Origin of the sequence: Streptomyces sp. NPDC091972 (assembly GCF_044756385.1) — a bacterium.
GTDB lineage: Bacteria > Actinomycetota > Actinomycetes > Streptomycetales > Streptomycetaceae > Streptomyces.
The window spans coordinates 316,904-343,282 of record NZ_JBIVSV010000010.1; the positions used below are offsets into that span (position 1 = coordinate 316,904).

Consider the following 26,379-nt stretch of genomic DNA (forward strand, 5'->3'; position numbering starts at 1 on the left):
TGCCCCTCCCGCGTTGCCCGCCTCGCCCGCCCCGAAGCCCGAAGGGGGAACCACCATGCCGGCCCTTGCCCTCCTCTCCGCCGTCTTCGTCGTCGGCGTCGAGCAGACCCTGCAGTGGAAGTACGGAGCCAGCGGCATCATCGGGATGCTCCTGCTCACCATCGGCATCAAGGCCAAGAACCCCGCGATCAGCTCGACCGGGGCCGTGGTGCTCGCCCTGCTGGTCGCGGGACCCGCCCTATGACCCGAGCACCCCTGATCCGCCCCTGTGGGAGACCTCAGCTCGTGAGCGCCAGCTCCGAACTGATCGTCTCCCACAGTGCGTTGAACCACAGATGGGACTGCTCCACGAACGTCGTGTCCCGCAGCCCCGCGCCCTGCTCGAAGGCGAACAGCATCGACTGGGTGCCCTCGGAGTCGTACAGCTCCAGGTGCTCGTCGTCGATCTCCTCCTTGCGGCGGCTCAGCGTGTAGTACGCGAACAGCGCCTCCGCGCCGTTGAGCAGGTACAGCTTCACCGGCGGCGTGAAGGGCAGGGCGCGGAAGGTCACGTGCACGTCTATGCCGTGCGTGGCCCGCAGGGCCAGGAGGTTGTGCTGGAGAACCTGGCCCTGCGCGTTGCGCTGGGCCAGCCAGCGCTCGTGCACCGGGTCGCCGTCGCCGCGGCCCTCCACCGGCACCGGGAAGGCGAGGTCGATGTCCCGGCCCGGGAGCAGGACGCGGACGTCGACCTTGGCCGGATTCAGTCGTCCGGCGTGGATCTGACGCAGCGCCTCGGCGATCGCGAGGTTGAGGGACACCGACGTCAGGCACAGGGCGTCTATCTCGACGTGCGGGGCGGCGAAGGCGGCGGCGACCCGGGGGCCGAGGGTGACCATGGTGGGCTGTGGCGCGGCCCCGGGGCCGGCGGCCGTCCTGCTGAGGCCCAGGTCAGGAGCGACGGTCGCGGGGCTTCCCTTGGAGACGTTGGTGAGCAGGTGTTCCGTCTGCAACAGGTACAGCGCCTGCCGTACGACCCCGCGCTCGACTCCGAACTCGTCGGCCAGCCGCGCCTGTGTGGGCATGCGCTGACCTGCCCGCAGCGTGCCGGACCGGATCCGGGCGCGGAGCTCGTCGGCCACCTCGCGATGTGACTTCTGTGGCCGCTGTGCCCTCTTCCGCCCATTGACGGAGGCGTGTTCGGGGTCCACGACCAAACACTACAACTTCCCGCCATCTTTGGGCAGTTCACTGGAAGGTGGTTATGAGCCGCATCCAAGCGGAGATAAGTACAGTGAAGTTGGTCGCCAACTTGGTCAACCTTGAGAAACATGGTCAAAACTTCACGAGGTTGGCCAACTCGGCGGTCGACAGGGGCCACCGTCCCGAAGGGGGGACCGTCATGCCGTTCATCGCCGTCGCCATCGCCGCCCTCGCCGTCGGCTTCGAAGCGCTCGTCCAGTGGAAGTGGGGCGCGATGGGCATCATCGCGTTCCTCGCCCTGACCATCGGCGTCAAGTCGAAGAACGTCGCCATCGGCGGCATCGGAGCGGTCATCCTCGTGATGCTGCTCGCCCAGTCCGGATGACGCCCGCCCCACCGGGCCCAGGATCCGGCTGACCGGGCTCCCTCCTGGAGGGGAGCCGGGAGCCCGGTCGGTCAGCACAGCCACAACTGAACACCGACAACTGAAGACCTCACCGGCACAGCCACAACTGAACAGCCACAACTGAACAGCCCCACCCGTACAGCCACAACCGAAGAGCACAGCTACGGATGAACAGTCAGCCGTCGTCGACAGGAAGAAGGCGTCAGAACATGTCCGGGCACCAAGGCCGCCTGGACGTACGCAGCAGGGCGTCGGCCCCCCGGCCGGCGCCCGCTCGGTCTTCCCGCACCCGCCCCAGCGCCGCGAGCCGCACCGCCGACTCGTCACCGAGCCACAGCGTCGCCAACTCCCGCACGTCGAGGGTGAGGTCGGCGCTCTCCGTGGTCGCCGTACAGGAGGCGCCGGCGGGCGAGGCCTCCAGGCGGTACCGTCCGCCGGCCAGTCCGGAGCCGTCCACGACCTCCAGCACCAGCGTGCCCTCGCTGTCGTAGGTCCGCGCCTCCAGAGCCCGTACGACGTCCAGGATCCGCACCCACATCCAGTCCGCGTGCATGCTGACCCCGGCAGCCGGGGGGTTGGGCAGCAGGTGCGGGAGCAGGTCGTCGGGGGCCCGCCAGCCGCTCCTGACCCGCGTGACCCAGTCGATCGAGCACAGGTAGTGCCACAGGGCGCGCTCGGCGGCCGGGGTCGAGGCGATCAGGCCCCGCACGCTCGCCGTGTTCGCCGGCTGCATGGTGTCGGCCCACTTCTCGTCGACGTCGTACGTCATCAGCCCCTCGACCGTGCCGTCCGGCGCCCGGTACACCGCGAAGAACGGCTCGGTCCACTTCGGATCGGTGCGCACGGCACCCGTGTTGAGCTGCCACCACCAGTCGTCCCGGCTGATCGCCCCCGGTGTGGCCCGGCGCATCCGGTCGTGCAGTTCGGGACCGAGCTTGCGTACGTCGTCGGGGTCCACCAGGTCGATACGGCCGCCGCCCAGATCCGGGCCGCGGGGGTCCAGGCCCGCGCGCGGGACGTCGATCGTCCACTCGGTGCCCGAGGTGGCGGGGCCGAAGCCGTACCGGCCGTAGATCCGGTACTCGGCGGCGATCAGCGTGGCCAGGACGTCCCCGCGCTCCTTGGCGGCGGCGAGGTCCTGGCTCATCATGCGGGTCAGCAGGCCGCGTCGGCGGTGGGTGGCGGTCACGGTGACGGCGGAGATCGCGTCGGCGGCCACGAACCGGCCCCCGACCGCCGTCACCTCCTGCGCGAACGACCGGAAGGTCGCCACGCAGCGGTCCCCCTCGAAGGCACCGATGAACCGGCCCGGCTCGAACTGCCCCCTACGGGCCTCCAGTTCCGCCGCCGACACGACGGGCTCCCGCAGAAACCCGGCCCGCACGGCACGCAGCCACTCCGGGTACTCGGCCTCGGTGATCGGACGGACGTCGATGTCGGCTGGGACGTTCATGGGGCCACGGTAGGCGGGCGGGGTGGAGGTGTCGCGCACTTTTCTCCGCCCCCCGGGCGGCCGTGCATCCCTCAGGTCAGCAGGTCCTCCACCTGTGCCTCACCCTCCCGGTACCGCCGGGCGATCTCCCCGCTGCACTCGTCCGCCGTGCGCTGGAGCCGCTGCCGGCGGCCCGAGACCTGCTGCTCGTAGCGCACCAGCCGGGCCATCGCGGTGGTCAGTTCCAGATCGGTGCGGGCGGAGAGGTCCGAGAGCCCGACCTCGGCGAGCATCTCGGCGGCCAGCAGCCGGTACTCCTCGCTGTGCGGGGTGCCCAGCCGGACGTGGCGGGCCGAGGAGCGGTGGCGGGCCGGGGCGTCGGTGAGGATCTCCGGGAGCCGCTCGACCACGGATGCCTCCGGGAGCCGTTCGAGCACCGAACCCGTCGGGGACCTGCGCAGCAGCTCCGCGCGGAGGATGTCGATACGGCCCTGGAGCAGCCGTCGGACGTAGCTGAGGTCGGCCTCGTCCCGCTGGGCGTCCCTGCGCAGGGCGCGCAGTTCGGGCAGGCTCAGCGTGGCGAGGTCCTGCTCGGGTGGATCGGGGGGCAGCAGGGGGCTGTCCGAACGCTGCGCGGGCGGCCGGAGCGGCTCCGGTTCCGACCTGTGGGCAACGCGGACGGGCCCGGAGTGCTGCCCGGTACTCGGTGTGCTCATGCGCCTCTACCGTCCCCTCGACCGGCGTGTGGAAGCATCGTGCCACCCCAAGTGGCCGCTATGTGACCGAGTGCCCCCGAACGGCCCCCAACGGCCCCAGATGGGGGGTTAAGGATCAAAAACAAACCCGAACACGGCCGCTTGCGGGGTGACCGGCATGATGGGCACATGCGTGCAGTGGTGCAGAGGGTGGACGGCGCGAGCGTCGTCGTCGACGGGGAGACGGTCGGGGAGATCAGCGGCGAGGGGCTGTGCGTCCTCGTCGGGGTCACCCACGAGGACACCAAGGAGAAGGCGGCCCAACTCGCCCGCAAGCTCTGGTCGGTGCGGATGCTGCACGACGAGAAGTCGTGCAGCGACATCGACGCCCCGCTGCTGGTGATCAGCCAGTTCACGCTGTACGGCGACGCCCGCAAGGGCCGCCGCCCCACCTGGAACGCCGCCGCCCCCGGCGACGTCGCCGAGCCCCTCGTCGAGGAGGTCGTCGCCCAGCTCCGCGCGCTGGGCGCGACGGTGGCCACGGGCCGTTTCGGCGCCCGGATGCGGGTCTCCCTGACGAACGACGGCCCGTTCACGGTCCTGCTGGAGATGTGAGGCCCTAGGGCTCCACGACCACTTCCTGGGCCGCGGCCGTGGTGTCGGCCAGCAGCCGGGCGTCCACCGGGACGTTCCGCTTGACCAGGGCGAGCGCGACCGGGCCGAGCTCGTGGTGGCGTACGGACGTCGTCACGAAACCGATCTTGCGGCCCTCGGCGCCCTCGTCCGCGAGCCGGATGTCGGCGCCGGCGGGCGGCAGATGGACCTCGCTGCCGTCCAGGTGCAGGAAGACCAGGCGCCGCGGCGGCTTGCCCAGGTTCTGGACGCGGGCGACGGTCTCCTGGCCGCGGTAGCAGCCCTTCTGGAGATGGACGGCCGTACCGATCCAGCCCAGCTCGTGCGGGATGGTGCGGTGGTCGGTCTCGAAGCCGAGGCGGGGACGGTGGTGCTCGACGCGCAGCGCCTCGTAGGCGAGCAGGCCGGCCGCGGGACCGGACTTCTCGGCGTACGACTCCAGGTCCGCGCGGGGCAGGAACAGATCACGGCCGTACGGCGTCTCGCGTACGACGACCCCTTCCGGCACCTCGGCGATGGAACCGGCGGGCAGGTGGACGACCGCGATCTCGTCCGTCCGGTCGGCGACCTCGACCCGGTAGAAGAACTTCATCGACTCCAGGTACGCGATCAGCGCGCCCTGGGTGCCGGGTTCGACGTGGGCCCAGACGGTCGTGCCGTCGTCGACGAGGTACAGCGCGTGCTCGATGTGCCCGTGCGCGGAGAGGATCAGCGCCTCGGTGGCCTGGCCCGTGGGCAGGTCGCTGACGTGCTGGGTGAGCAGCAGGTGCAGCCAGCTGAGACGGTCCTCGCCGGAGACGGACACGACCCCGCGGTGCGAGAGGTCGACGAATCCGGTGCCGTCGGCGAGGGCGCGCTGCTCGCGGAACAGGTCGCCGTAGTGCGCGGCGACGCCTTCGTCCACGCCCTCGGCGGGGACGGCGCCGGGCAGGGACAGCAGAGGGCTCTTCATATGCCTAAGCCTACGACTCGGTAGTTGAAGCCTTGAGAGAACAGTCCTTGCAGCGGCCGAAGATCGCGAAGTGCTTCATGTCGGTCTCGAAGCCGAACTCCCGCCGGAGCTTCGCGGTGAAGTCGGCGGCCACCTCGATGTCCGCCTCGATGACGTTCTCGCAGTCGCGGCAGACCAGGTGGATGTGGTGGTGACGGTCGGCGAGGTGGTACGTCGGCGCCCCGTGCCCGAGGTGGGCGTGGCTGACCAGACCGAGCTCCTCCAGGAGCTCCAGGGTCCGGTAGACCGTGGAAATGTTGACCCCCGACGCCGTCTTCTTCACTTCCGTGAGGATGTCGTCGGGGGTCGCGTGCTCCAGGGTGTCCACGGCTTCGAGGACAAGCTGGCGCTGCGGCGTCAGCCGGTAGCCGCGCTGCCTGAGGTCGCTCTTCCAGTCGGTGCTCACCACACCGGAAAGTCTAGGACCTCCGGGTGCGGGACCTACTTGAAGAAGGCGATCCCGTCGTCCGGCATATCGTCGGGGAGGGCCTTGGCCCAGCGCTCGACCTCTTCCGGGGTGACGACCTTCTTCAGGTGGGCGGACATGTAGGGGCGCAGCTCGACCTCGGGGGTCTGCTTCTCGCCGACCCACATGAGGTCGCTCTTGACGTAGCCGTAGAGCCGCTTGCCTCCGCTGTAGGGCCCCGAGGCGGCCGTGCGCGCGACGGCGTCGGTCACCAGGTCGATCTGCGGCTTCTGGTCGGCCATCTCGCCGTACCAGATCTCGACGACGCCGTCGTCGCGGACCATCGTCACCTCGACCTTGCGGTCGGAGTCGATGCGCCAGAAGCCGTGCTCGGTCTCCAGCGGGCGGACCTTGTTGCCGTCGTTGTCCAGGACCCAGGTCCGGGACGCGTACTCCAGGAAGTCCCGGCCGTCGTGGCTGAAGGTCACTTCCTGGCCGAAGTTGCACTTCTCCGAGCCCGGGAAGTCGTGCACGCCCGCGCCGGCCCAGTTGCCGAGCAGGAAGGCGAGCGGGACGAGGTCCTTGTGGAGGTCGGACGGGATCTCGATCATGAGTGGCGGTTCCTAGAGGGGGGTCAGCGCTGGCCCTGGTACAGCTTCTTCACGGTCAGGTAGGCGAAGGCGAGGACGCCGACGCAGACCAGGACCAGCAGGGCTTCGAAGAAGATCTCCACGGGGTGCTCCTCGGATGAGCGGAGTGCGGTGCATGTACACGGGCCGGGCCCCAGCTTACGCGGCCGGGGCCCGGGGGCGGTGCGAGGTTCCCCTCCGCGGCTCAGCCCAGGAGCTGGGCCTGGAGGGTCACGGTCTGCTGGAAGGGCACGGGGTTCGCGGTGCCCTTGCGGGACTGGACGACCAGGGCGAGGACGTCGCCGGCACTGAGGTAGGCATGCCGGGTCTGTTCCTTGCCGTACGGCTTCGACTCGACGTAGACGGAGGCGGTGAGGTCCGGGATCCGGGCCGCGGCCGGGAAGTGCTCGTCGGAGACGGAGTCGGAGGCGTCCCGCAGTGCGTAGCCGGGGCTGCCGTAGGGGGCGAGGTCCTGGCCGAACAGGTCGTCCACGACGACCGCGGTGTCGAACTGGAGCAGGTAGATCCGGGTGTGCGTGCCGTCGGGGGTGGTCCAGCCGCGGGCCGCGATGTGCCGCAGGCCGTTCTCGGAGAACTTCGTCCCGAGCTCGTCGCGGTCCTCCTTCTCTGCGTACTCCACGAGCAGGTCCTTGGTCGCCAGCCACCCGTCGGTACCGCTGAGCGCCTTGTCGACGGTCGCTCCCTCGGGCGCGGGCAGCACGAGCGCCCGCAGATCGGCGTAGTGGCTGCCGGCCTTGTTCTCCACGGCGAACGGCCCCGGACTCCCGGAGGGCAGCGGTGCCTTGGTCAACGTCGGATACGTCCACCGTCCGTCCGACACCGTCGCCAGCCCCGGCACGTCCGTCCGCTCCATCCCGGTGATGCCGTACGCGGTCCCCGCGCCGAACGCGGCGAAGGTGAGGACGGCGGCGGTCCAGCGGAGGGTCGCCCGCAGGACCCGGCGGTCCCTGGGCGCGGGATCGGGGGTGGGAGCGGTGGCCGGGTCGGGGGCGGCCGCGAGGAGTGCCGGGGTCTCGGTACCGTGCGCGGTGTCCGGCAGCGGCCCGGCCGCAGGGGTGGGCGCCGGCCCGGGTTCGGGCGCGGTCGCGGACGCGGCCGCCGAGGGCTCGGCGGAGCGGGGGGACGGCAGGTGGTCCCGCGGATCGCTCTGCTCGGCCTCGGCCTCGCCGGACCCGACCGGCTCCAGCTTCTCGAGGTCGGCCGGCGGGGCCGCGGGCTGCGGCGGCTGCTGTTGCGTCTGTTCCGTCATACCGACTCCCCGGGCTCCGCGATGCGGTCGAGCTGCTCGCGCAGGAGCATGGCGACACTCGTCTTCTGCATGGGCTTTGCGCTGTCCGCGACCAGGCTGACCAGGACGTTTCCCTGCTGGGCCCAGCAGAACATGGAGTCCAGCTTCTCGTCCTTGTCCGTCGGCAGCAGGAAGCACCGGGCGTCCTTGTGGCCCTCGATGCGCGGCCCGTCGCGCAGGACGTCCCCGAGCGTGTCCAGGAACTCGTGCTGGAACTCGGTGATCCCCCGCAGCGCGGCCTTGTTGTCCAGCCGCGAGAGCTCGATGGTCACCGCGGAGGCCTTGTCCGTGTAGATGGAGGAGATCTCATCGGTGCTCAGATAGCTGCGCATCGCGATGCCCGAGAGGCGCTGCTTGTCGATCTGCTTCTCCAGCGCCTTGCGCTGGGTCCGGGGCAGCCCGTTCAAGGACTGCTTGCGCAACGCGGTGGCCTGGGCTCCACTGAGCTCGGCGTCGGCCCCGTACTCCCCGATGTCGGGTCCCTGGCTCCACCCGTCGACCCCGTACGGCACGAGCATCGCGGACAGCCCCTGCGCGGGGGCGGCCTTCTCCTTGTCGGTCCGCTCCTTCGGGAACTTCCATACCGGAGCCCCCGCATCGACGTCCGCGCCCTGGACGGTGACCACCGTGTAGCCGACCCCGGCGACGACCGCCCCGGCCAGCAGCACGGACCCGACCACCGCGGCGATACGGCCCCGGCGGACCGGCTTCTTGTCCGGCGCGGGCGGTACGGGTTCGGCGGAGGCCACGAGCTCGGCCTGGCCCACCTCGCCCACCTGCTGGTTCTCGCTCTCACTCACAGCTTCTTCACCTGCCGCTCGGCCAGGTCCATGATCTTCGCCTTGGGAATCGGCTTGGCGTCCCAGACGAAGATCTTCATGACGATGTCCCCGCGCCAGGCGACGGCCGTGGCGTTGTACTGCGGCAGGTAACCGGGCTTGGTGTCCGGCTTGGTGTGGACGTACACCATGCCGTTGTCGCTGCCCGGAACCGGCCAGCTCTTGGTGCCGTCCTCGCCGTCCTCGCCGTAGTTCTCGCCGTCGGCCACGTCGGAGGCCTGCACTTCCTCCTCCTGCCGGAACTGCATCAGCCGGATCTCCACCCCGTAGGTGCGGCCGACCTGCCAGCCCGTGTCGGCCGCACGGCGGAACTCCTCGGCGACGAGGTCGCTGAACGCCCCGGCCGGCTTGTGGTACGACTCCGCCATGTCGGCCAGCGTCATCCAGCCGTCACTGCCCGACCACTCGGCGGCCTTGGCCCCGTTCGGCTTCTTCAGCAGCAGCTTGCGCAGGTCGCCGTCGGTCTTCACCCGGCGGTCCTGAGCGGCGGACAGCGGTTCGGGGGCCGGGCCCTTGGCCTGCGCCAGCACCGGCTGGGACAGCGAGGGCAGCTTCGTCGGCTCGCGGTCGGCCTGGATCAGGTAGCCGACGCAGCTTCCGGCGACGACGCCGAGCACGGCCGCGCCGGCGATCAGTGTCGTGGTCCGCCCGCGACGGCGCGGCGGCCGGCTCCCGGCCGAGGGGACGGCTTCCGTGACCGGGGCTGCCGGATGGATCGGCTCATCCCCGGGCGGACGCGCTGCCCCTGTTTCTTCTACTTCGGGTACTTGCAAGACATCCCTCACACCCAACCTGAGGCGCGCATGCCATATACGCGCGCCACAGGTGACTCATGGTCAGCGCCTGGAGTTGTGGCCGGGCTGGTTACGATTCGGCCATGGCGAAGAAGCTCGTGATCAAGGTGACCGCCGGGGCCGACGCACCCGAGCGCTGTTCGCAGGCGTTCACCGTGGCGGCGGTGGCCGTGGCCAGCGGGGTGGACGTCTCGCTGTGGCTGACCGGGGAGTCGGCGTGGTTCGCGCTGCCGGGGCGGGCCGCGGAGTTCGAGCTGCCGCACGCGGCCCCGCTGCCCGACCTGCTGGACTCGGTCCTCGCGGGCGGGCGGCTCACCCTGTGCACCCAGTGCGCGGCCCGCCGGGACATCACGGAGAAGGACGTCATCGAGGGCGTACGGATCGCGGGCGCGCAGGTGTTCGTGCAGGAGGCGCTCGCCGACGGGACGCAGGCTCTCGTCTACTGAGCGGACTGTGCGGACTGAGCGGACTGAGCGGCCCCGCGGCCTGTCACAACTGGTCGACAATTCAAGGAACGCCTTACCCGGCGCGGTTAGTCTCACGGTCGACGGCCACCCGTCCGTCGACACCACCGCCGCTCTGGGGGAATCCACCGCATGCGCGCCCTGCGAATACTTCTGATCACCGTCGTGATTCTCGGCGGGCTGTTCGTCGCCGCCGACCGTCTGGCGGTCCACTTCGCGGAGGGCGAGGTCGCGGACCGGCTGAAGACGCAGGAGGGGCTGACCACCACGCCGAGCGTGGACATCAAGGGGTTCCCGTTCCTGACCCAGGTGGCCGGCGGGGAGCTCGACGACGTCGAGGTCGGGATGAAGGACTACGCCGCGGACACCGGGACCAGCGGCGGCACGATCCGCATCGACGACCTGAATGCCGCCATGAAGGGCGTCGCGTTCTCCGGCGACTACAGCTCCGCCACCGCCACCACGGCCGCCGGCTCGGCGACCATCGCCTACGAACAGTTGCTGAAGGCGGCCGGGTCGCAGGAGGCCCGGCTCCCGCTGGGCGTCACCGCCAAGGTCGTCGGCCTCTCCGACGGCGGGAACGGCAAGATCAAGGTCGACATCAAGTTCAGCGCCCTGGAGAAGCCCGTCTCCGTGCTCAGCACCGTCAGCGTCGTCGACGGCGACACCGTGCGGGTGCACGCCGACTCGATCCCGAGCTTCGGGAACATCACCCTCGCCGACTCCGACTTCCGTTCGGTCGCCGACTTCGACCAGAAGGTCGAGGGTCTGCCCGGCGGCATCAAGCTCGACAAGGTCGAAGCGGGTGCGAACGGTGTGGAGATCGCGGTGAAGGGTTCGGACGTCAAGCTCGCCGGGTAGGACGAGTCTCGGACCGGACCGGCTCGTCCGACTGGCGAGACGGTGACGTCCGTACCGTAGATGCGAGGACGGACGCAGCCGTCCGGGAAGCGCGGGAGCGCGGCCCGGGCGGCTTTCTGGTCCCACATCCCGGACGATCGCATCTCAGCATGCGACACACCGGTGACATGCCGGTATGTCCGTCCCTACGATCGACCACTATGAAGCGACAGGCGGATCTCACGAAGCGGCGGGCAGTAGACCTGTGCCGCGTCGCCGCCATGCTCTGTCGCCCCTTCTGAGCGGACGGCACCGGCCTCCGCATCCCCCTGCCCTGGCGTCCCAGGGCATCCGTGCGCCCCGCGCACCCTTCCGCACGCCCCGCCGCAACTGCCCCGGAGGAGAAAGAGCATGAGCCGCAGCGACGTCCTGGTCGACGCCGACTGGGTCGAGGCCAACCTCGACAACCCGAACATCGCGATCGTGGAGGTGGACGAAGACACGTCCGCCTACGAGAAGAACCACATCCGCAATGCCATTCGGATCGACTGGACCAAGGACCTGCAGGACCCGGTCCGCCGCGACTTCGTCGACCAGGAGGGCTTCGAGAAGCTCCTCTCGGCGAAGGGCATCGCCAACGACACCCTGGTGATCCTCTACGGCGGCAACAACAACTGGTTCGCGTCCTACGCCTACTGGTACTTCAAGCTGTACGGCCACGAGAACGTCAAGCTGCTCGACGGCGGCCGCAAGAAGTGGGAGCTGGACGCCCGCGAGCTGGTCGAGGAGGTGCCCGAGCGCCCCACGACCGACTACAAGGCCAAGCCCCAGGACACCTCGATCCGCGCCTTCCGCGACGACGTCGTCGCCGCGATCGGCTCGCAGAACCTGGTCGACGTGCGCTCCCCCGACGAGTTCTCCGGCAAGCTGCTCGCCCCGGCCCACCTGCCGCAGGAGCAGTCCCAGCGTCCGGGCCACGTCCCGTCCGCGCGCAACATCCCGTGGTCGAAGAACGCCAACGACGACGGCACCTTCAAGTCGGACGAGGAGCTCAAGGAGCTCTACGCCGAGGAGCAGGTCGACCTCTCCAAGGACACCATCGCGTACTGCCGCATCGGTGAGCGCTCGGCCCTGACCTGGTTCGTGCTGCACGAGCTGCTCGGTGTCGAGAACGTCAAGAACTACGACGGCTCCTGGACCGAGTACGGCTCCCTGGTCGGCGTTCCGATCGAGCTCGGCGCCAACAAGTAAGAAACCCAGTTCCGACCCGACCGGCCTTCCTTCCGGTCAGACCCCTCTTTGGAGAAAGACATGTGCGGAGCGAAGGCCGGCGGCCCGGACGCCTCGACGATCAAGCCCGGTGAGACCACGATCCAGGGCCAGGTGACGCGTGACGGCGAGCCTGTGGTGGGCTACGTCCGCCTCCTGGACTCGACCGGCGAGTTCACGGCGGAGGTCCCGACCTCCGCGACGGGCCAGTTCCGCTTCTACGCGGCCGAGGGCACCTGGACCGTCCGCGCCCTGGTTCCCGGCGGCACCGCCGACCGCACGGTCGTCGCCCAGCAGGGCGGGCTCGCCGAGGTCGCGATCGCCGTCTGAGGCACCTGCGCACCAGCCGGAGGGCCGTACCCCCTGAGGTACGGCCCTCCGGCCTTTCCGGGCCTACCCTGGACCTGTGTTGGCGCGACGACGGCATGTCTACTTCGCCATGATGGGCACGTGCATCGGCCTCTTCGTCCTGGCGTGGGGAGTCGTGCGGCTCTGGTCGGTGCCGGTGGCCGTGGGGATGTGCGTGGTCGCCATGGTGATCCCGCCGCTCGCCGCGATGGTCGCCAACCGGCGCGGCCCCGACGACCGCTGGTGGGACGACCCCTCCGGCGACCCGAAGTCCGACGAGTGGTGGGACGAGCTGGACGGGAAGAAGCGCCGGCAGTAGGAAGGCGGGCATGTCTTCTTCCGCGTGGCTGTCCACCGTCGTGCTCGACGCCCACGACGCCCACGAACTGGCCGCCTTCTACCAGCGCCTGCTCGGGTACGTGGTGCGCGCCGAGGAGCCGCACTGGGTGCTCATCGGCCCGCCGCCCGGCACCGCGGGCACGTCCCTCGCCTTCGAGACCGAACCCGACTACGTCCCGCCGGTCTGGCCCACGCGCAAGCCCGGCGACCAGCAGATGATGCTGCACCTGGACATCGAGGTGGACGACCTGGATGCCGAGACCGCGCGGGCGGTGGCGCAGGGGGCACGGCCGGCCGGGCACCAGCCGCAGGACGACGTGCGGGTGCTCTACGACCCGTCCGGGCACCCCTTCTGCCTGTGGACCGGGACTCCCACCTCGGCCTAGCCGATCGCGCGGCCCAGGACGTACACCGCCGGGGCCGCCGCGGCCAGGGGCAGGGCCACGCCTGCCGTGAAGTGCACGAAGCGGGAGGGGTAGTCGTAGCTCGCGACCCGGTGGCCGATCAGTGCGCACACCGCGGCGCCCGCGCCGAGCAGGGCACCTTTCGCGCCGAGGCCCGTCATCCCGCCGACGGCGATGCCCGCGCCCGCGGCGGCGAGCAGGGAGACGACCACGGAGGCCGGGGTCGGCAGGGGCAGCGCGCGGGCCAGGACCGCCACGGCCACCGCGGCCGCGCCGACCGTCACCGCGTCCGGGTCCGCCGCGAGGTGCCCGGTGGCGACGATCGCGAGAGCCGCCGAGGCGACGGTCGCCATCAGGCCGTACATCCGCTCGTCGGGGTCGGCGTGCGAGCGGAGCTGGAGCACCAGGCTGAGCAGGACCCAGACGCCGAGGGTGCCGAGGATCGCCGCGGGACCGTGCTCCCGGCCGGCCGTCAGCAGGGCCGCGTCCGCCACCAGCGCGCCGAGGAACGCCAGCGCGATGCCCTGGCGGGCGGGCCACATGCCGTTCAGCCGGAACCAGCCGGCCGCGGTGACGGCCTGGAGGAGGACGAGGGGCACGAGGAGGGCGTACGACCCGACGGCCGCCGCACCGGAGAGCAGCAGGCCGAGCAGCGCGGTGAGCGCGGCGGGCTGCATGCCGGGCTCGATGATCGGGGACCGGCCCTCCAGCCGGGCGCGCTGGGCGTCGGTCACGCGCGCGTTGCCGGCGAGGGTGGCGGGGCCGTACTCGGAGGAGGTGGGGCCGGTGGCGGAGACGTGCCCGCCGGGTCCGGGGGGCGTGACCGGCGCGGGACCGTAGGCGCCGGGTCCGGGGGGCGTGGCCGGAGCGGGACCGTAGGCGTCCGGTCCGGGCGCCCCGGCCGCGTGACCGTGGGGCGCCGAGCCGTAGGCGGCCGGGCCCTGTCCGGGAGTGGCGGGGCCCTGCCCGCCCGGGTCGTACCCCTGGGACTCCGCGTCGTACGTCTGCTGGGGCAGGTACGCCGTCTCCGCGGCACCCGCGACCGGCGCCTGGACCTGGGTCTCCCAGGTCTGGCCCTGCCACTGCTGGGTGTACTGCTGGGCGGCCTGCGGGTCCTCGTACCCCTGCTGGGCGTGGGCCGGCCAGCCCTGCTGCGGGTACTGGTCGTAGCCCTCGTACGGCTGGTTCGTCATCGTCACCCTCCTGCGAACGGCGGGAGCACCTCGACCGTGCCGCCGTCGGCCAGCCGTACCGTCTCATGTCCGCGGGTGCCCACGGGGTCACCGTCGACGAGGAACGAGCATCGCCGCAGGACCCGCACGAGCTCGCCGGGGTGCCGCTCGCGCGCCGCGTCCAGCGCCTCGGCGAGCGTGGCCGCGTCGAACGGCTCCTCGGCGATCCCGGCCGCGGCCTTCGCGGCGGCCCAGTAGCGCACCGTGACCTTTGGCATCCGCTTCCTCAATCGTTCGGTGGTGTACGGGGCCAGGCTAGCCGCCCGCTGTGACAGCCCAGTCCCCGATCCGGTCGAGGAGCTCGTCGCCGACCGCGTGCTCGGCGTGGCCCATGGGCTCGATCCACAGCTCGGCGTGGTCGCCGGCGGCCTCCGCGAGCATCCGCGGGTGGTCCAGGGGGAAGTAGCCGTCGCGGTCGCCGTGGACGATGAGCAGGGGAGTGGGGGCGATCCTCGGGACCGCCTCGACCGGGGAGAGGGGGACCGGGTCCCACTCGCGGTGGTGGATGCGGGTGCGGAAGCCCCAGCGGCCCACCGCGCGGCCCGCGGGGCGGGTGACCAGCCAGTGGAGCCTGCGCATGGGGGCCGTGCCCCGGTAGTACCAGCGGGCCGGCGAGCTGACCGAGACCACCGTGTCCGTGTGCGCGTCCCCGCGGCCGCCGGCCTCCCGCCGGTACAGCGCCGCGTGCCGCAGCACCACCGAGCCGCCCATGGAGAAGCCGACGGTCACCACGCGCGCGTGGCCGAGTTCGCGGGCCCACGCCACCGCGGCGGCCAGGTCCAGCACCTCGCGGTCGCCGACCGTCGAGCGCCCGCCGGAGGCCCCGTGGCCGCGGAAGGAGAAGGTGACCACGCCCGCGTACCGCGTCAGCGCCCGCACCACCCGGCGCACATGCGGGCGGTCCACGTCGCCGGTGAATCCGTGCGCGATCACGAACACCAGGTCACGCGCGGGTGGCCGGGACGGGTCGTATACGAAGGAGGGCGGATCGTATACGGAATCGATCGTCACGCCGTCGTCGGTGTGCAGAAACGTCCGTATAGGTGCATGTCTGCGTGTCTCAGAGTGCGGACTCCCGGTGGAACGCACCACACGACCTGCCGGATCAATGCTCATGTGGGCTATTCTCGTCGGAACAGGACTCGGGCAACGCAGCCCCCGGGTCCTTTTGTGCTTTCGGATACCCCTGTATACGAAGGCCCTGACCCTCGCGGGACCGAGGAGGAACCAGACGTATGAGTTCTCTGCTGCTCCTGACCAACGCCCTCCAGCCGTCGACGGAGGTGCTCCCGGCCCTCGGCCTGCTCCTGCACAACGTGCGCGTGGCGCCCGCGGAGGGCCCCGCCCTCGTCGACACCCCCGGCGCCGACGTCATCCTCATCGACGGACGCCGTGACCTGCCCCAGGTGCGCAGCCTGTGCCAGCTGCTGCGCTCGACCGGGCCCGGCTGTCCGCTCATCCTCGTCGTGACCGAGGGCGGCCTGGCCGCCGTCACCGCCGACTGGGGCATCGACGACGTCCTCCTCGACACCGCGGGCCCCGCCGAGGTCGAGGCACGACTGCGGCTGGCCATGGGCCGCCAGCAGATCGTCAACGACGACTCCCCCATGGAGATCCGCAACGGCGACCTCTCGGTCGACGAGGCGACCTACTCCGCGAAGCTCAAGGGCCGGGTCCTCGACCTCACCTTCAAGGAGTTCGAGCTCCTCAAGTACCTCGCCCAGCACCCGGGCCGCGTCTTCACGCGCGCGCAGTTGCTCCAGGAGGTCTGGGGCTACGACTACTTCGGCGGCACCCGGACGGTCGACGTGCACGTACGGCGGCTGCGCGCGAAGCTCGGCCCCGAGCACGAGTCGCTGATCGGCACCGTCCGGAACGTCGGTTATCGATTCGTTACGCCAGAGAAGGGCGAGCGGGTCACCGACGAGGCGAAGGCCAGGGCGGACCGGGCAAAGACGGAGGATGCGGACGAGACCGCCGCCCTCGAGGACGTAGAGGCTTAGCGGTTCCCGCGCATGGGCATGGCTCCGGCACCGACGCGCCCCCGCACGCCTCGCGGCGGGAGTACGGGGACCTCCTTCACGCCCTGCCCAGAGCGGGTCCATCCGCGTAGACTCCGCGCGTGGCCAAGGTAACCAGGGATGACGTGGCGAGACTCGCGGGGACGTCCACCGCGGTGGTCAGCTACGTCATCAACAACGGACCCCGGCCGGTCGCCCCGGCCACGCGCGAGCGTGTCCTCGCCGCGATCAAGGAGCTGGGGTACCGGCCCGACCGGGTCGCCCAGGCGATGGCGTCGCGGCGCACCGATCTCATAGGTCTGATCGTGCCGGACGCGCGCCAGCCCTTCTTCGCGGAGATGGCGCACGCGGTCGAACAGGCCGCGTCCGAGCGCGGCAAGATGGTGCTCGTCGGGAACTCCGACTACATCGGTGAGCGCGAGGTCCACTACCTGCGGGCGTTCCTCGGCATGCGGGTCTCCGGGCTGATCCTGGTCTCGCACGCGCTGAACGACAACGCGGCCGCCGAGATCGAGGCCTGGGACGCCCGGGTCGTCCTGCTGCACGAGCGGCCCGAGGCGATCGACGACGTCGCCGTCGTCCTCGACGACCTCTCCGGCGCCAAGACCGCCGTCGAGCACCTGCTGGGCCACGGCTACCCCTACGTCGCCTGCATGGGCGGCACGGCCGACACCCCCTCCGTCGGCGACCCGGTCTCCGATCACGTGGAGGGCTGGCGGCAGGCCATGGACGAGGCCGGGCTCCCGACCGAGGGACGGCTCTTCGAGGCGCCGTACAACCGCTACGACGCGTACAAGGTGGCGTTGGAGATCCTCGCCGGGCCGCGGCGCCCGCCGGCCATCTTCTGCTCCACCGACGACCAGGCGATCGGCCTGCTGCGGGCCGCGCGCGAGCTGCGCATCGACGTGCCGGGCGAACTGGCCGTCATCGGGTTCGACGACATCAAGGAAGCCGCGCTCGCGGACCCGCCGATGACGACCATCGCCTCGGACCGTTCGGCGATGGCCCGGGCCGCCGTGGACCTGGTGCTGGACGACGGGCTGCGGGTCGCCGGCTCCCGCCGGGAGCGGCTGAAGGTGTTCCCCTCGAAGCTGGTCGTGCGCCGCTCCTGCGGCTGCGAGTGAGTTTCTGAGGACCGTCTGAGAGGGCCTGACCGAAGGCCAGCGGCGGCTTTATATCGGGCATACGAGGTTCTGTCGGGCTTCTCAGCAAGCACTCAGGAAGCTCTCATGGTCACGGGACAAGCTTTTTGCCATGACCGAGAGCTTCCGCCGCGACGGCGAGTACGAGCAGTACGAGAACCCCTACCAGGGCGCCCAGCAGCACGCTTCGTCGCCCGTGAACCCCGAGTGGCCGCCCCCGCCCGCCCAGCCGCCCGCGGCGCCGGTCCAGCCGCCGGTCGTCGAGCCGACCACCGTGTGGCCGGGACAGCAGCAGGCGCAGCCCACCGCCGCCTTCGCCGCCGAGGGTGCCGGCTCGTACGGCGGTGACGGCAACGGCGGCGGAACCGCTCTCCTCACCGCGGCCCCCGCCGAGCCCGGAGCGCCGGCTCCCCGGCGGCGCACCCGCGGTCCCCTCGCCCTCCTCGCCGCCGTCGCGATCGTCGCCGCGGCCATAGGAGGCGGCACCGCCTACGGCATCCAGGAGCTGACCGGCAACGACACGGTCGCCTCCAGCAGCACCAGCACCAACGTGGTGCCGTCCTCCGCCAAGGGCACGGTCGCCGGGGTCGCCAAGGCGGTCAGCCCGAGCATCGTCGAGATCAACGCCACCTCGAACGCCGGGGAGTCCACCGGATCGGGCGTGATCATCACCAGTGACGGCGAGATCATCACCAACAACCACGTCATCTCCGGCGCCTCCACCATCAAGGTGAGCACCAGCGACGGCAAGACCTGGACCGCGAAGGTCGTCGGCACCGACAGCAAGAAGGACCTCGCCCTCATCAAGCTGGAGAACGCCTCCGGGCTGAGCCCGGCCACCCTCGGCAACTCCGACGGCGTCCAGGTCGGCGACCAGGTCGTGGCCATCGGCTCCCCCGAGGGCCTGACCGGCACCGTGACCAGCGGCATCGTCTCCGCCCTCAACCGGGACGTGACCGTCGCCACCGACGAGGGCCAGAGCCAGAACCAGGGCGGCAACGGACAGTGGCCGTTCGAGTTCGGCGGCCAGCAGTTCAACGGCGACACCGGCTCGTCCACGACGACGTACAAGGCGATCCAGACGGACGCGTCCCTCAACCCCGGCAACTCCGGCGGCGCGCTCATCGACATGAACGGCAACATCATCGGGATCAACTCCGCGATGTACTCCGCCAGTTCGGACTCGTCCACGGCCGGCAGCGCGGGCCTCGGCTTCTCCATCCCGATCAACACCGTCAAGTCCGACCTGGCCACGCTGCGGGCCGGCGGCTCCGACAGCTGACCCACCCGACCCCGCGAGGAGCACGTCATGATCCAGCAGGTTTCGCACACGGTGACCGGCACCGACCCGGCCGGGTTCGCCCTGGCCCTCGAGGTGGCGTACGCACTGCACGCCCCGGCGCCCCGGGCGCCCGAGGTGGCGTCCACGGCGACGGCCCGCCGTGGGACGACCGCCGCCCGCGCCCGCCGCCGCCCGGTACGCGGCTGACCTCGCGGGAGCACGTCCTTCAGCGCCGACGGGGAACCGTGCGAGGCTGAAAGCGTTCACTGACCTCAGTCCCCGTTCTCCCCACCGCACCCGAGGAATCCCGAGCCATGAGCCCCGCCGAAGGCGACCGTGACCCCCAGCGCATCCTGATCGTCGACGACGAGCCGGCGGTGCGCGAAGCACTCCAGCGCAGCCTCGCCTTCGAGGGCTACGACACCGAGGTCGCCGTGGACGGCGCGGACGCCCTCGACAAGGCGACCGCGTACCGGCCCGACCTGGTCGTCCTCGACATCCAGATGCCCCGCATGGACGGGCTCACGGCCGCCCGGCGCATCCGCGGCGCCGGTGACACGACCCCCATCCTGATGCTGACGGCCCGCGACACGGTCGGCGACCGGGTCACCGGGCTGGACGCGGGCGCCGACGACTACCTGGTCAAGCCGTTCGAACTGGACGAGCTGTTCGCCCGGGTGCGGGCGCTGCTGCGGCGGTCCTCCTACGCGGCGGCGGCCGGGGCGGCCTCCGCCGAGGACGACGAGGCGCTCACCTTCGCCGATCTGCGGATGGACCTCGCGACGCGTGAGGTCACCCGGGCGGGGCGGCCGGTGGAGCTGACCCGCACGGAGTTCACCCTGCTGGAGATGTTCATGGCGCACCCGCGCCAGGTGCTGACCAGGGAGCAGATCCTGAAGGCGGTCTGGGGCTTCGACTTCGAGCCCTCCTCCAACTCGCTGGACGTCTACGTCATGTACCTGCGCCGCAAGACGGAGGCGGGCGGCGAGCCGCGGCTCGTGCACACCGTGCGGGGCGTGGGGTACGTGCTGCGGCAGGGCGGCGCGGAGTGAACAGGCTCCTGCGCCGGTACCGCTCCCTGCCGATCCGGTCCCGCCTGGCCCTGCTGGTGGCGGCGGCGGTGGCGTTCGCGGTGGCGGCGGTGTCGGTCACGTGCTGGTTCATCGTGCAGGGGAAGCTGTACGACCAGCTCGACGAGGATCTGCAGAACGCGGCACAGACTCAGCAGGCCCAGGCGGTCGTGGCCACCCTCACCGAGTGTCCCCAGACACCGGTGGAGACCTACGGGGATGTCCGCACCCGGGCCGAGCTCTACCTCCAGTTGGTGCAGGCGGACGGCAAGGCATGCGTCTCGTCGAACTCGCTGGGCAGGGTCAGGACCACCGATGCCGACCAGGACGTGGTCAAGAACGCGCTCAGCAAGGAGGGCATCTTCCGCAACGGCACCGACTCGGACGGCAAGGCGGTACGTGTGCTGACGACCCCCCTGTACGTCAGCCAGGGCCCGGGCTCGCCGCCCCGGCTCTACACCCAGGCCGCGCTCACCGTCGCCGTACCCCTGAAGACCACCCAGTCCACCCTCAACGAACTCGCCCTCATCCTCCTCCTCGTCTCCGGCGTCGGTGTCCTCGGGGCCGGTGCCGCCGGGCTCGCCGTGGCGCGGGCCGGTCTGCGGCCCGTGGACAAGCTCACCGAGGCGGTGGAACACGTGGCCAGGACCGAGGATCTGAGCATCCGCATCCCCGTCGACGAGGACGCCGAGGACGAGGTCGCCCGGCTGTCCCGGTCCTTCAACTCGATGACGAGCTCCCTCGCCAGCTCCCACGAACTCCAGCAGCAGCTCATCGCCGACGCGGGCCACGAGCTGCGCACCCCGCTCACCTCCCTGCGCACCAACATCGAGCTCCTCACCCGCAGCGAGGAGACCGGCCGTCCCCTCCCCGAGGCCGACCGCAAGGCACTGCTGGCCTCGGTGAAGGCGCAGATGACCGAACTGGCCGCCCTCATAGGCGATCTGCAGGAGCTGTCCCGCTCCGAGGGCCAGCGCGGCGAACGCGTGCAGGTCGTCTCGCTGGAGGACACCGTCGAGGCCGCCCTGCGCCGGGCACGGCTACGCGGACCGGAACTGACCATCGACGCCGCCCTGGAGCCCTGGTACACCCGCGCGGAACCGGCCGCCCTGGAGCGTGCCGTGGTCAACATCCTGGACAACGCCGTAAAGTTCAGCCCCGACGGCGGCACGGTCGAGGTGCGGCTCACCGGGGGCGTCCTGACCGTCCGGGACCACGGCCCCGGCATCCCCGCCGAGGAACTCCCGTTCGTCTTCGACCGTTTCTGGCGCTCCCCCAGCGCCCGCGCCCTGCCCGGCTCCGGCCTCGGCCTGTCCATCGTGGCCCGCACGGTCCAGCAGGCCGGCGGCGAGGTCACCCTCGGGCACGCCGAAGGCGGCGGCACCGTCGCGACCGTACGGCTGCCGGGGGCGCCGACTCCACCGCCGGAGACGCCCGCGCAGTAGGCCGGGCCGGGCGGCAACCTTCCGTGCGGGAGCGGCGACTGCACTGCGGTCCATCCCCCACACGGAACGGAACCGCACATGACCGAGACACGCAGCAAGGCCCGCCACCGCAGGAGGAGGACGGCCCTGGCGGTCGGTCTCCCGCTGGCGCTGAGCGCCTCGGGAGTCATGGCCCACGGCATGCTCCCCGGTGTCCGGACCACCGCGTCCGCCGCCACCGGGGCCGCGGCCGCCACGACGCTCACCGTCGCCAAGGACGGCAGCGGACAGTACTCGACGGTGCAGGCCGCGGTGAACGCCGTACCGGCGGGCAACGCCTCCCGAGTGGTCGTACGGGTCAAGCCGGGCACGTACCGCGAGCTGGTCAAGGTGCCGTCCGACAAGCCGCACGTGACCATCCAGGGCACCGGCTCCAGCCGCAGCGACACGGTGATCGTCTACAACAACGCGTCCGGCACGCCCAAGCCCGACGGGTCCGCCACCTACGGCACCGGCGGCAGTGCCACCGTCGCCGTCGAGGCCGACGACTTCCAGGCCCGCAACCTGACGATCTCCAACGACTTCGACGAGGCGGCCCACCAGGACATCGCGGGCCAGGCCGTCGCCCTGCGCACCGCCGCCGACAAGGTGTTCCTCGACGGGGTCATCGTCACCGGCGACCAGGACACGCTGCTGGTGGACACCGCGGCCAAGGACAGGCTCGGCCGTGTCTACATGACGAACTCCTACGTCGTCGGCAACGTCGACTTCATCTTCGGCCGGGCCACCGCCGTGATCGACAAGTCCGTCATCACACTGAAGAAGCGCTGGAACGGCACCTCGGCCGGTTACGTCACCGCGCCCAGCACCGCCGCGAACCGCAGGGGCATCCTCATCGCCAACTCGACGGTGAACGGGGACGTCTCGTCGGCGAGCTTCTACCTGGGCCGCCCCTGGCACGCGGGCGGCGACGCGAGCCTCGACCCGCAGACGACGGTCCGCAACACCTCGCTGAGCGCGGCGGTCAAGTCCACACCGTGGACCGACATGAGCGGCTTCTCCTGGAAGGGCGACCGGTTCGCGGAGTACAGGAACACCGGTGCGGGCTCGGGCGCGGCCTCGTCCGACCGGCCGCAGCTCACCGACGCGCAGGCCGCGGACCAGGAGGTCGCCGACTGGCTGGCCGGCTGGACGCCGAGCCCGTCCTGACCTGCTGTTCGTCGGCTTCCCGGCCCTGTGTCAGACCCTCGTTCTAGGCTGTTGCGGTAGGTCGGGAAGTCGGACGGGGGAGCAGAAGAATGGTGCGTATCGAACGGCATCGGGTCGGTGAGGCGGCCGTCTCGGCGGTGCGGAAGGACTTCGCGAACCGGATCGGTGCGCAGGTCCACTCCCTGTCCAAGGCCGGCCCGGTGACGGCGTGGGAGTGGTGGCTGATCGCCCAGGAGTTCGTCGAGTACCTCGGCGCGCTCTCGGTGGAGACGCCCGACCTCCACTCCCCCGAGGCGAAGGCGGTCCTGGAGGACGCGGCCGAGGCGGCCGCCGGCGCGGTGGCCTACGCGGCGTACTTCCCGCGCGACCGCTTCGAGGTCTTCCTCACCTACCCCGACTGGGGCATGGTGTACGACCGCGAGCCCGGCGGCTCCCCCGAGCCGGTCACGGCCGACAGGTGGCTGGACGCCTTCTGCCTGGCGATCCTCGTGGAGAAGACCCAATGGCACGGCGAGGCCTTCCACTTCGCCCGCGAGGCACCCCAGCAGGGCCGCTCCGGCCACCCCGACACCGAACTGATCAACGGCTTCATGGCCTACGTCATCGGTGACACCGGTGACGACGACGCCACCTGGCCGCCCTCCCGCGAGCAGAAGCTCGCCGCACTCGACGCGGCGCTCGACCGGGTCCGGGCCCGGGAGACGGAGACCGGCCGGCAGTTGGCCGACCAGCCGTACGCCATCGGGCTGCGAGCGCTGCGCGCGCTGACCGCGGGTGACCGGGAGGGCTTCGACGAGGCGGTCGTACGACTGCTGCGGCCGCTGACCGGCACCCCCGGGCCCGGGGCGCGACCGGGCAGTCTCCTGCCCCTGCTGCCGATCGCGCTGACAGCGCTGGCGTACCGCGACGAGGGCTGGCCGCCGGCCGTCGACAGCGACTACCTGCCGGACGCGCTGGTCACCGGGTTCAAGGCCACACCGCCCCGGGTGGGGCCCTACGGCCGGGACCGGCGCCCGGACGCGGTGGCCGAACTCGCCGCGGGAGTGGTGGAGTTCGGGCGGGCCCTGGAGCCGCGCCCCCTGGACGCCGACAGCGAGGAGCAGTTCGAGCGGTACACGCGGGACGCCGTCACACCGGTGCCGGGCAAGTCGCTCACCACCTTCGAGCTGGCCTACGCCGTCACCTATCAGGAGCTGCTCTTCCGGACCCGCGCCGCGCACACGTCCGACGCGAGCGACGCCCAGCTGGAGAATCTGCGGCTGGCCGCGGAGCTCGGCGCCGCGCTGTTCCGTACGACGCTGGCGGAGCCGGGCACCGACGTGCCGGTGACGATCGACGGCCGGACCGTGACGTACCCCGCCTGCCGGGACGAGGACGCCGGGCCGGGGGCCTGGCACCGGGCGGTGCACCTCGCGCTGATCACGGGCCGGCGGGAGCATCTGGCGCCGCTGGTCCTGGCGGGCCCGGAGCGCGTCGGTCCGGACCGTTCCGTGTCGGCCCCCTACCGCCGGGCCCTGCACGCCTATCTGCGCGGCGAGGACCCCGTGCCCGCCACGGACGAGGCCCTGCGGGACACCGGCAAGGCCCGTGACCAGGGGTTCCTGCCGCCGCCCGCGGTCCTCTTCTCCCAGCTGGTCGAGGGCGACGAGGAGAGCTTCAACCTGGCCCTCCTGGACGCCCTGACGGCCCACCGCGACCACTACGCCGTCGCCGACCGCCCCTCCGACCCGGACGCCGCCCTCAGCCTCGACATCCTGGCCCTCACCTGCCACGCCCGCCGACGGGGCTGGGAGATCAGAGTCCGCTCACCGTATCTGCCGGCCCGGATCGTGAGGGCGGCGACACCGTTCTGATCCGCCCGGGCGCCTCCGGCAGCCTTCGCAGGGGCACCGTGTCCTCCGGGAGCGGGCCGAGGAGGCGGGCGTAGGCGCCCTGGCAGGCCACCAGTTCGGTGTGGGTGCCGGCCTCCACCAGGCGCCCGTCGTCCACCACCAGGATCCGGTCCGCGTCCGGGGCGAGGCTCAGATCGTGGGTGATCATGAGGGTCGTGCGGCCGGACATCAGCCGGCGCAGGGGCTGGACCACCTGACGGGCGGCCACCGAGTCAAGACCGGCCGTGGGCTCGTCGAGGACCAGGACGGGTGCGGCCCGGAGCATCGCGCGGGCGATGGTGATCCGCTTGAGCTGGCCGCCGGACAGGGCCGCCGTGCCGGGGGCGATCCGGGTGTCGTAGCCGGCGGGGAGGGCGGTGACGAAGTCGTGGGCCGCGGCCGCGCGGGCCGCCTGTTCGATCTCCGTGTCGCTCGCGCCCGGCCGGCCCGCCCCGATGTTCTCGCGGATCGTGCCGGTCAGGATCAGCGTCTCCTGCGGGAGCAGGGCGATCTGCTCGCGCAGGAACTCCAGGCGCAGGTGCGGGAGCGGCACCCCGTCCAGGGTGATCACGCCCGCTGAGGGGTCGTAGAAGCGGGTGAGGAGCTTGGACAGGGTGGACTTGCCGGCGCCGCTCGGGCCCGTGATGATCACCAGCTCGCCGGGGGCGGCCGCGAAGGACACGTCGGTGAGGGAGTCGCGGTGTGCGGTCGGGTAGCGGAAGTGCACACCGTGCAGGCCGATCCAGCCCCGGACCGGCCAGGCGGGGACGGGTTCGGCCGGGTCGCCGACCGACGGCTGCGCGTCCAGGATCTCGTTCAGGCGCTGGGCGCCCGCGGTGGCCGCGGTGAGGGTGAGGCCGAGCTGCCCGAGGTTGCGGACCGGTGGGTACAGGTAGCCGATGAAGGCGGCGAAGGCGAGCAGTCGGCCCAGCGTCATCCGGTCGGCCGAGATCTCCCAGACGCCCAGCCCGATCACGGCGAGCACGCAGAGCGTCTCCACGACCTCGACGAACTGCTCGTACATCTCGCTGAGCCGGGCTCCGCGCACCGAGGCCCGCATCCAGGCGCGGGCCTCGCGGTCCAGGCGCCGCTCCTCGTCGCGGCGGCGGTTGTACGCCTGGGTCAGCACGATGTTGCCGAGGGACTCCGCCACGACGGAGGTGATCGCGCCGTCCGCGACCCGTTCGTCCTGTGCGGCCTCCCTGATGCGGCCGGAGAAGCGGCGGGCGGCCAGCAGGAACAGGGGCGCGAGGACGAAGGTGGCGAGCGCCAGGTCCCAGCGCAGGTACAGGGCGGCGGCCGAGTAGAAGAGCGCCGAGAAGGCGGCGGCGACCGTACCGACGACGCCGGACACGACCATCTGCTCGATGGCCTCGACGTCCCCGGTGAGGCGTTCGACCAGGTCGCCGTGGCGGTGCCGCTGGAAGAAGTGCGGGGGCAGCTCCTGGACGTGCCGGAAGACCTGCGCACGCAACCGCAGCACGAATCTCTCCGCGGTCCAGGTCGCCAGCGAGTTGCCCAGACAGCCGACGAGCGCGCCGAGCGCGGCCACGGCGAGCCAGGCGCCGGCCGGCCCCCAGAAGGCGGAGAGGGAACCGGCCTTCAGGGCGGTGTCGGTGAGTTCCGCGAACAGCAGGATCGCGGCGGTCTCGGCGAGCGCGGACACCACCACGCACGCGACGATCACCACCGGCCACTTGCGGTCGCCGCGGGTCAGCGGCCAGAAACGGCGGAAGGCCTCGCGGACTTCCCTCATGACGACTCCCTTTCAGCTGCGGCGGCCGCGGGGACGGCCGAGGCGGGGCCCCGGCGCGAGACGTGCTCGCCCGACCGGTGGCCCCGCCTCGTGGCGTGCTGCCTCAGCCCTTGTGGGCGACCGGACGGCGCTTCGGCGCGGCCTTCTTGTGCGCCTTCTTCTTCGGAGCCGGGGCGGGCTTGGCGGCCTTCTTCACGGGGGCGATCTTGTGGAAGCTCATACCTGCATCCTCATCTGTGAATTGATTTGATTTACGTCAGTGAATTCTGTGTCAGCCCTTGTGGGCGACGGGGCGACGCTTCGGCGCCTGCTTCTTCGGCTGAACCTTCTTCGTAGCCGGAGCAGGCTTGTGGGTCTTCTTCACCGGGGTGACCTTGCGGAAGCTCATCGCA

General features: G+C 71.4%; 29 protein-coding genes and 1 pseudogene. 17 read left to right on the plus strand and 13 right to left on the minus strand.

Features of this window, described 5'->3' with window-relative positions:
• Nucleotides 1-55: 55 nt before the first annotated feature.
• Nucleotides 56-244 (plus strand): hypothetical protein, encoded by a 189-nt coding sequence (locus tag ACIQJT_RS28590; protein WP_053851924.1) that lies wholly within the window; start codon nt 56-58, stop codon nt 242-244.
• A gap of 34 nt (nt 245-278) precedes the next feature.
• On the opposite strand, the gene ACIQJT_RS28595 is transcribed toward ACIQJT_RS28590, so the two are convergent.
• Nucleotides 279-1,196: a GntR family transcriptional regulator gene (locus ACIQJT_RS28595; RefSeq protein ID WP_365452434.1), complete on the minus strand. Its 918-nt coding sequence runs from the start codon at nt 1,194-1,196 to the stop codon at nt 279-281.
• 185 nt (nt 1,197-1,381) lie between these two features.
• Between ACIQJT_RS28595 and ACIQJT_RS28600 the strand changes: the two genes are divergently transcribed.
• Nucleotides 1,382-1,567 (plus strand): hypothetical protein, encoded by a 186-nt coding sequence (locus ACIQJT_RS28600; RefSeq protein WP_031056588.1) that lies wholly within the window; start codon nt 1,382-1,384, stop codon nt 1,565-1,567.
• A 223-nt stretch (nt 1,568-1,790) separates the two neighbouring features.
• Here the strand turns inward: ACIQJT_RS28600 and ACIQJT_RS28605 are convergent, their stop codons facing one another.
• Both ACIQJT_RS28605 and ACIQJT_RS28610 read right to left on the minus strand, forming a co-directional pair.
• Complete coding sequence (locus ACIQJT_RS28605; RefSeq protein WP_402648270.1) at nt 1,791-3,041, minus strand: GNAT family N-acetyltransferase; 1,251 nt, start codon at nt 3,039-3,041, stop codon at nt 1,791-1,793.
• Between the two features lie 71 nt (nt 3,042-3,112).
• Complete coding sequence (locus tag ACIQJT_RS28610; protein WP_402648272.1) at nt 3,113-3,736, minus strand: aerial mycelium formation protein; 624 nt, start codon at nt 3,734-3,736, stop codon at nt 3,113-3,115.
• A gap of 168 nt (nt 3,737-3,904) precedes the next feature.
• Between ACIQJT_RS28610 and dtd the strand changes: the two genes are divergently transcribed.
• Nucleotides 3,905-4,330: a D-aminoacyl-tRNA deacylase gene (gene dtd, locus ACIQJT_RS28615; protein ID WP_007382986.1), complete on the plus strand. Its 426-nt coding sequence runs from the start codon at nt 3,905-3,907 to the stop codon at nt 4,328-4,330.
• Between the two features lie 4 nt (nt 4,331-4,334).
• On the opposite strand, the gene ACIQJT_RS28620 is transcribed toward dtd, so the two are convergent.
• The 6 genes from ACIQJT_RS28620 to ACIQJT_RS28645 all read right to left on the minus strand — a co-directional run bounded on the left by ACIQJT_RS28620 (nt 4,335) and on the right by ACIQJT_RS28645 (nt 9,307).
• Complete coding sequence (locus ACIQJT_RS28620; protein ID WP_365452440.1) at nt 4,335-5,300, minus strand: folate-binding protein; 966 nt, start codon at nt 5,298-5,300, stop codon at nt 4,335-4,337.
• 10 nt (nt 5,301-5,310) lie between these two features.
• Nucleotides 5,311-5,748 carry a Fur family transcriptional regulator gene (locus ACIQJT_RS28625; protein ID WP_365452442.1) on the minus strand — a complete coding sequence of 146 codons (438 nt, stop codon included), beginning with the start codon at nt 5,746-5,748 and terminating at the stop codon, nt 5,311-5,313.
• Between the two features lie 32 nt (nt 5,749-5,780).
• On the minus strand, nt 5,781-6,356 hold the full coding sequence (locus ACIQJT_RS28630) for an FABP family protein (protein ID WP_053846074.1): 576 nt from the start codon (nt 6,354-6,356) through the stop codon (nt 5,781-5,783).
• A 223-nt stretch (nt 6,357-6,579) separates the two neighbouring features.
• Nucleotides 6,580-7,434, minus strand: a complete 855-nt coding sequence (locus ACIQJT_RS28635; protein ID WP_402648356.1) for a hypothetical protein — start codon at nt 7,432-7,434, stop codon at nt 6,580-6,582.
• 206 nt (nt 7,435-7,640) lie between these two features.
• Nucleotides 7,641-8,483 carry a hypothetical protein gene (locus tag ACIQJT_RS28640; protein ID WP_402648277.1) on the minus strand — a complete coding sequence of 281 codons (843 nt, stop codon included), beginning with the start codon at nt 8,481-8,483 and terminating at the stop codon, nt 7,641-7,643.
• Entirely contained in the window at nt 8,480-9,307 is an 828-nt protein-coding gene (locus ACIQJT_RS28645) for a hypothetical protein (protein WP_402648280.1), read from the minus strand. Before ACIQJT_RS28645 ends, ACIQJT_RS28640 begins: the two co-directional genes overlap by 4 nt.
• A 92-nt stretch (nt 9,308-9,399) precedes the next feature.
• Between ACIQJT_RS28645 and ACIQJT_RS28650 the strand changes: the two genes are divergently transcribed.
• The 6 genes from ACIQJT_RS28650 (at nt 9,400) to ACIQJT_RS28675 (ending at nt 12,962) form a co-directional block, all read left to right on the plus strand.
• Complete coding sequence (locus tag ACIQJT_RS28650) at nt 9,400-9,762, plus strand: DsrE family protein (protein WP_123761657.1); 363 nt, start codon at nt 9,400-9,402, stop codon at nt 9,760-9,762.
• A gap of 150 nt (nt 9,763-9,912) precedes the next feature.
• Nucleotides 9,913-10,641: a DUF2993 domain-containing protein gene (locus tag ACIQJT_RS28655; RefSeq protein ID WP_402648283.1), complete on the plus strand. Its 729-nt coding sequence runs from the start codon at nt 9,913-9,915 to the stop codon at nt 10,639-10,641.
• 390 nt (nt 10,642-11,031) lie between these two features.
• Entirely contained in the window at nt 11,032-11,871 is an 840-nt protein-coding gene (locus tag ACIQJT_RS28660) for a sulfurtransferase (protein WP_365452454.1), read from the plus strand.
• Nucleotides 11,872-11,931: 60 nt separating this feature from the next.
• Nucleotides 11,932-12,219, plus strand: coding sequence for a DUF1416 domain-containing protein (locus tag ACIQJT_RS28665; protein WP_007382995.1), 288 nt, complete (start codon nt 11,932-11,934; stop codon nt 12,217-12,219).
• A gap of 76 nt (nt 12,220-12,295) precedes the next feature.
• The gene (locus tag ACIQJT_RS28670) at nt 12,296-12,556 is read left to right on the plus strand and encodes a DUF3099 domain-containing protein (RefSeq protein WP_020140201.1); all 261 of its coding nucleotides are present in this window, start codon (nt 12,296-12,298) and stop codon (nt 12,554-12,556) included.
• Between the two features lie 10 nt (nt 12,557-12,566).
• The gene (locus tag ACIQJT_RS28675) at nt 12,567-12,962 is read left to right on the plus strand and encodes a VOC family protein (protein WP_365452456.1); all 396 of its coding nucleotides are present in this window, start codon (nt 12,567-12,569) and stop codon (nt 12,960-12,962) included.
• Here ACIQJT_RS28675 and ACIQJT_RS28680 read toward each other — a convergent pair.
• Genes ACIQJT_RS28680 through ACIQJT_RS28690 form a run of 3 tightly spaced genes read right to left on the minus strand, consistent with a single transcriptional unit; the run spans nt 12,959 to nt 15,328 of the window.
• Complete coding sequence (locus ACIQJT_RS28680) at nt 12,959-14,173, minus strand: hypothetical protein (RefSeq protein ID WP_365452458.1); 1,215 nt, start codon at nt 14,171-14,173, stop codon at nt 12,959-12,961. The genes ACIQJT_RS28675 and ACIQJT_RS28680 overlap by 4 nt on opposite strands.
• Nucleotides 14,174-14,175: 2 nt before the next feature.
• The gene (locus tag ACIQJT_RS28685) at nt 14,176-14,430 is read right to left on the minus strand and encodes a MoaD/ThiS family protein (RefSeq protein WP_007382997.1); all 255 of its coding nucleotides are present in this window, start codon (nt 14,428-14,430) and stop codon (nt 14,176-14,178) included.
• A 37-nt stretch (nt 14,431-14,467) separates the two neighbouring features.
• Nucleotides 14,468-15,328, minus strand: coding sequence for an alpha/beta fold hydrolase (locus tag ACIQJT_RS28690; RefSeq protein WP_365452460.1), 861 nt, complete (start codon nt 15,326-15,328; stop codon nt 14,468-14,470).
• Between the two features lie 119 nt (nt 15,329-15,447).
• Here ACIQJT_RS28690 and ACIQJT_RS28695 point away from each other — a divergent pair, with 119 nt between their 5' ends.
• The 8 genes and pseudogenes from ACIQJT_RS28695 to ACIQJT_RS28730 all read left to right on the plus strand — a co-directional run bounded on the left by ACIQJT_RS28695 (nt 15,448) and on the right by ACIQJT_RS28730 (nt 24,213).
• Nucleotides 15,448-16,215, plus strand: a complete 768-nt coding sequence (locus ACIQJT_RS28695; protein WP_365452462.1) for a response regulator transcription factor — start codon at nt 15,448-15,450, stop codon at nt 16,213-16,215.
• A 119-nt stretch (nt 16,216-16,334) separates the two neighbouring features.
• On the plus strand, nt 16,335-17,357 hold the full coding sequence (locus tag ACIQJT_RS28700; RefSeq protein ID WP_078959670.1) for a LacI family DNA-binding transcriptional regulator: 1,023 nt from the start codon (nt 16,335-16,337) through the stop codon (nt 17,355-17,357).
• A gap of 130 nt (nt 17,358-17,487) precedes the next feature.
• On the plus strand, nt 17,488-18,657 hold the full coding sequence (locus ACIQJT_RS28705; protein WP_402648292.1) for a S1C family serine protease: 1,170 nt from the start codon (nt 17,488-17,490) through the stop codon (nt 18,655-18,657).
• 27 nt (nt 18,658-18,684) lie between these two features.
• Nucleotides 18,685-18,864 (plus strand): hypothetical protein, encoded by a 180-nt coding sequence (locus tag ACIQJT_RS28710; RefSeq protein ID WP_402648295.1) that lies wholly within the window; start codon nt 18,685-18,687, stop codon nt 18,862-18,864.
• Nucleotides 18,865-18,971: 107 nt separating this feature from the next.
• Nucleotides 18,972-19,709: a response regulator transcription factor gene (locus ACIQJT_RS28715; protein ID WP_365452468.1), complete on the plus strand. Its 738-nt coding sequence runs from the start codon at nt 18,972-18,974 to the stop codon at nt 19,707-19,709.
• Nucleotides 19,706-21,172, plus strand: a complete 1,467-nt coding sequence (locus tag ACIQJT_RS28720; RefSeq protein WP_402648299.1) for a sensor histidine kinase — start codon at nt 19,706-19,708, stop codon at nt 21,170-21,172. Before ACIQJT_RS28715 ends, ACIQJT_RS28720 begins: the two co-directional genes overlap by 4 nt.
• Before the next feature lie 210 nt (nt 21,173-21,382).
• Nucleotides 21,383-22,360, plus strand: a pseudogene (locus ACIQJT_RS28725) (pectinesterase family protein); the annotation flags it as partial.
• An 89-nt stretch (nt 22,361-22,449) separates the two neighbouring features.
• Nucleotides 22,450-24,213, plus strand: a complete 1,764-nt coding sequence (locus tag ACIQJT_RS28730) for an immunity 49 family protein (RefSeq protein ID WP_402648302.1) — start codon at nt 22,450-22,452, stop codon at nt 24,211-24,213.
• Here the strand turns inward: ACIQJT_RS28730 and ACIQJT_RS28735 are convergent.
• Nucleotides 24,155-25,987, minus strand: a complete 1,833-nt coding sequence (locus tag ACIQJT_RS28735) for an ABC transporter ATP-binding protein (protein WP_402648305.1) — start codon at nt 25,985-25,987, stop codon at nt 24,155-24,157. The genes ACIQJT_RS28730 and ACIQJT_RS28735 overlap by 59 nt on opposite strands.
• Nucleotides 25,988-26,379: the final 392 nt, after the last annotated feature.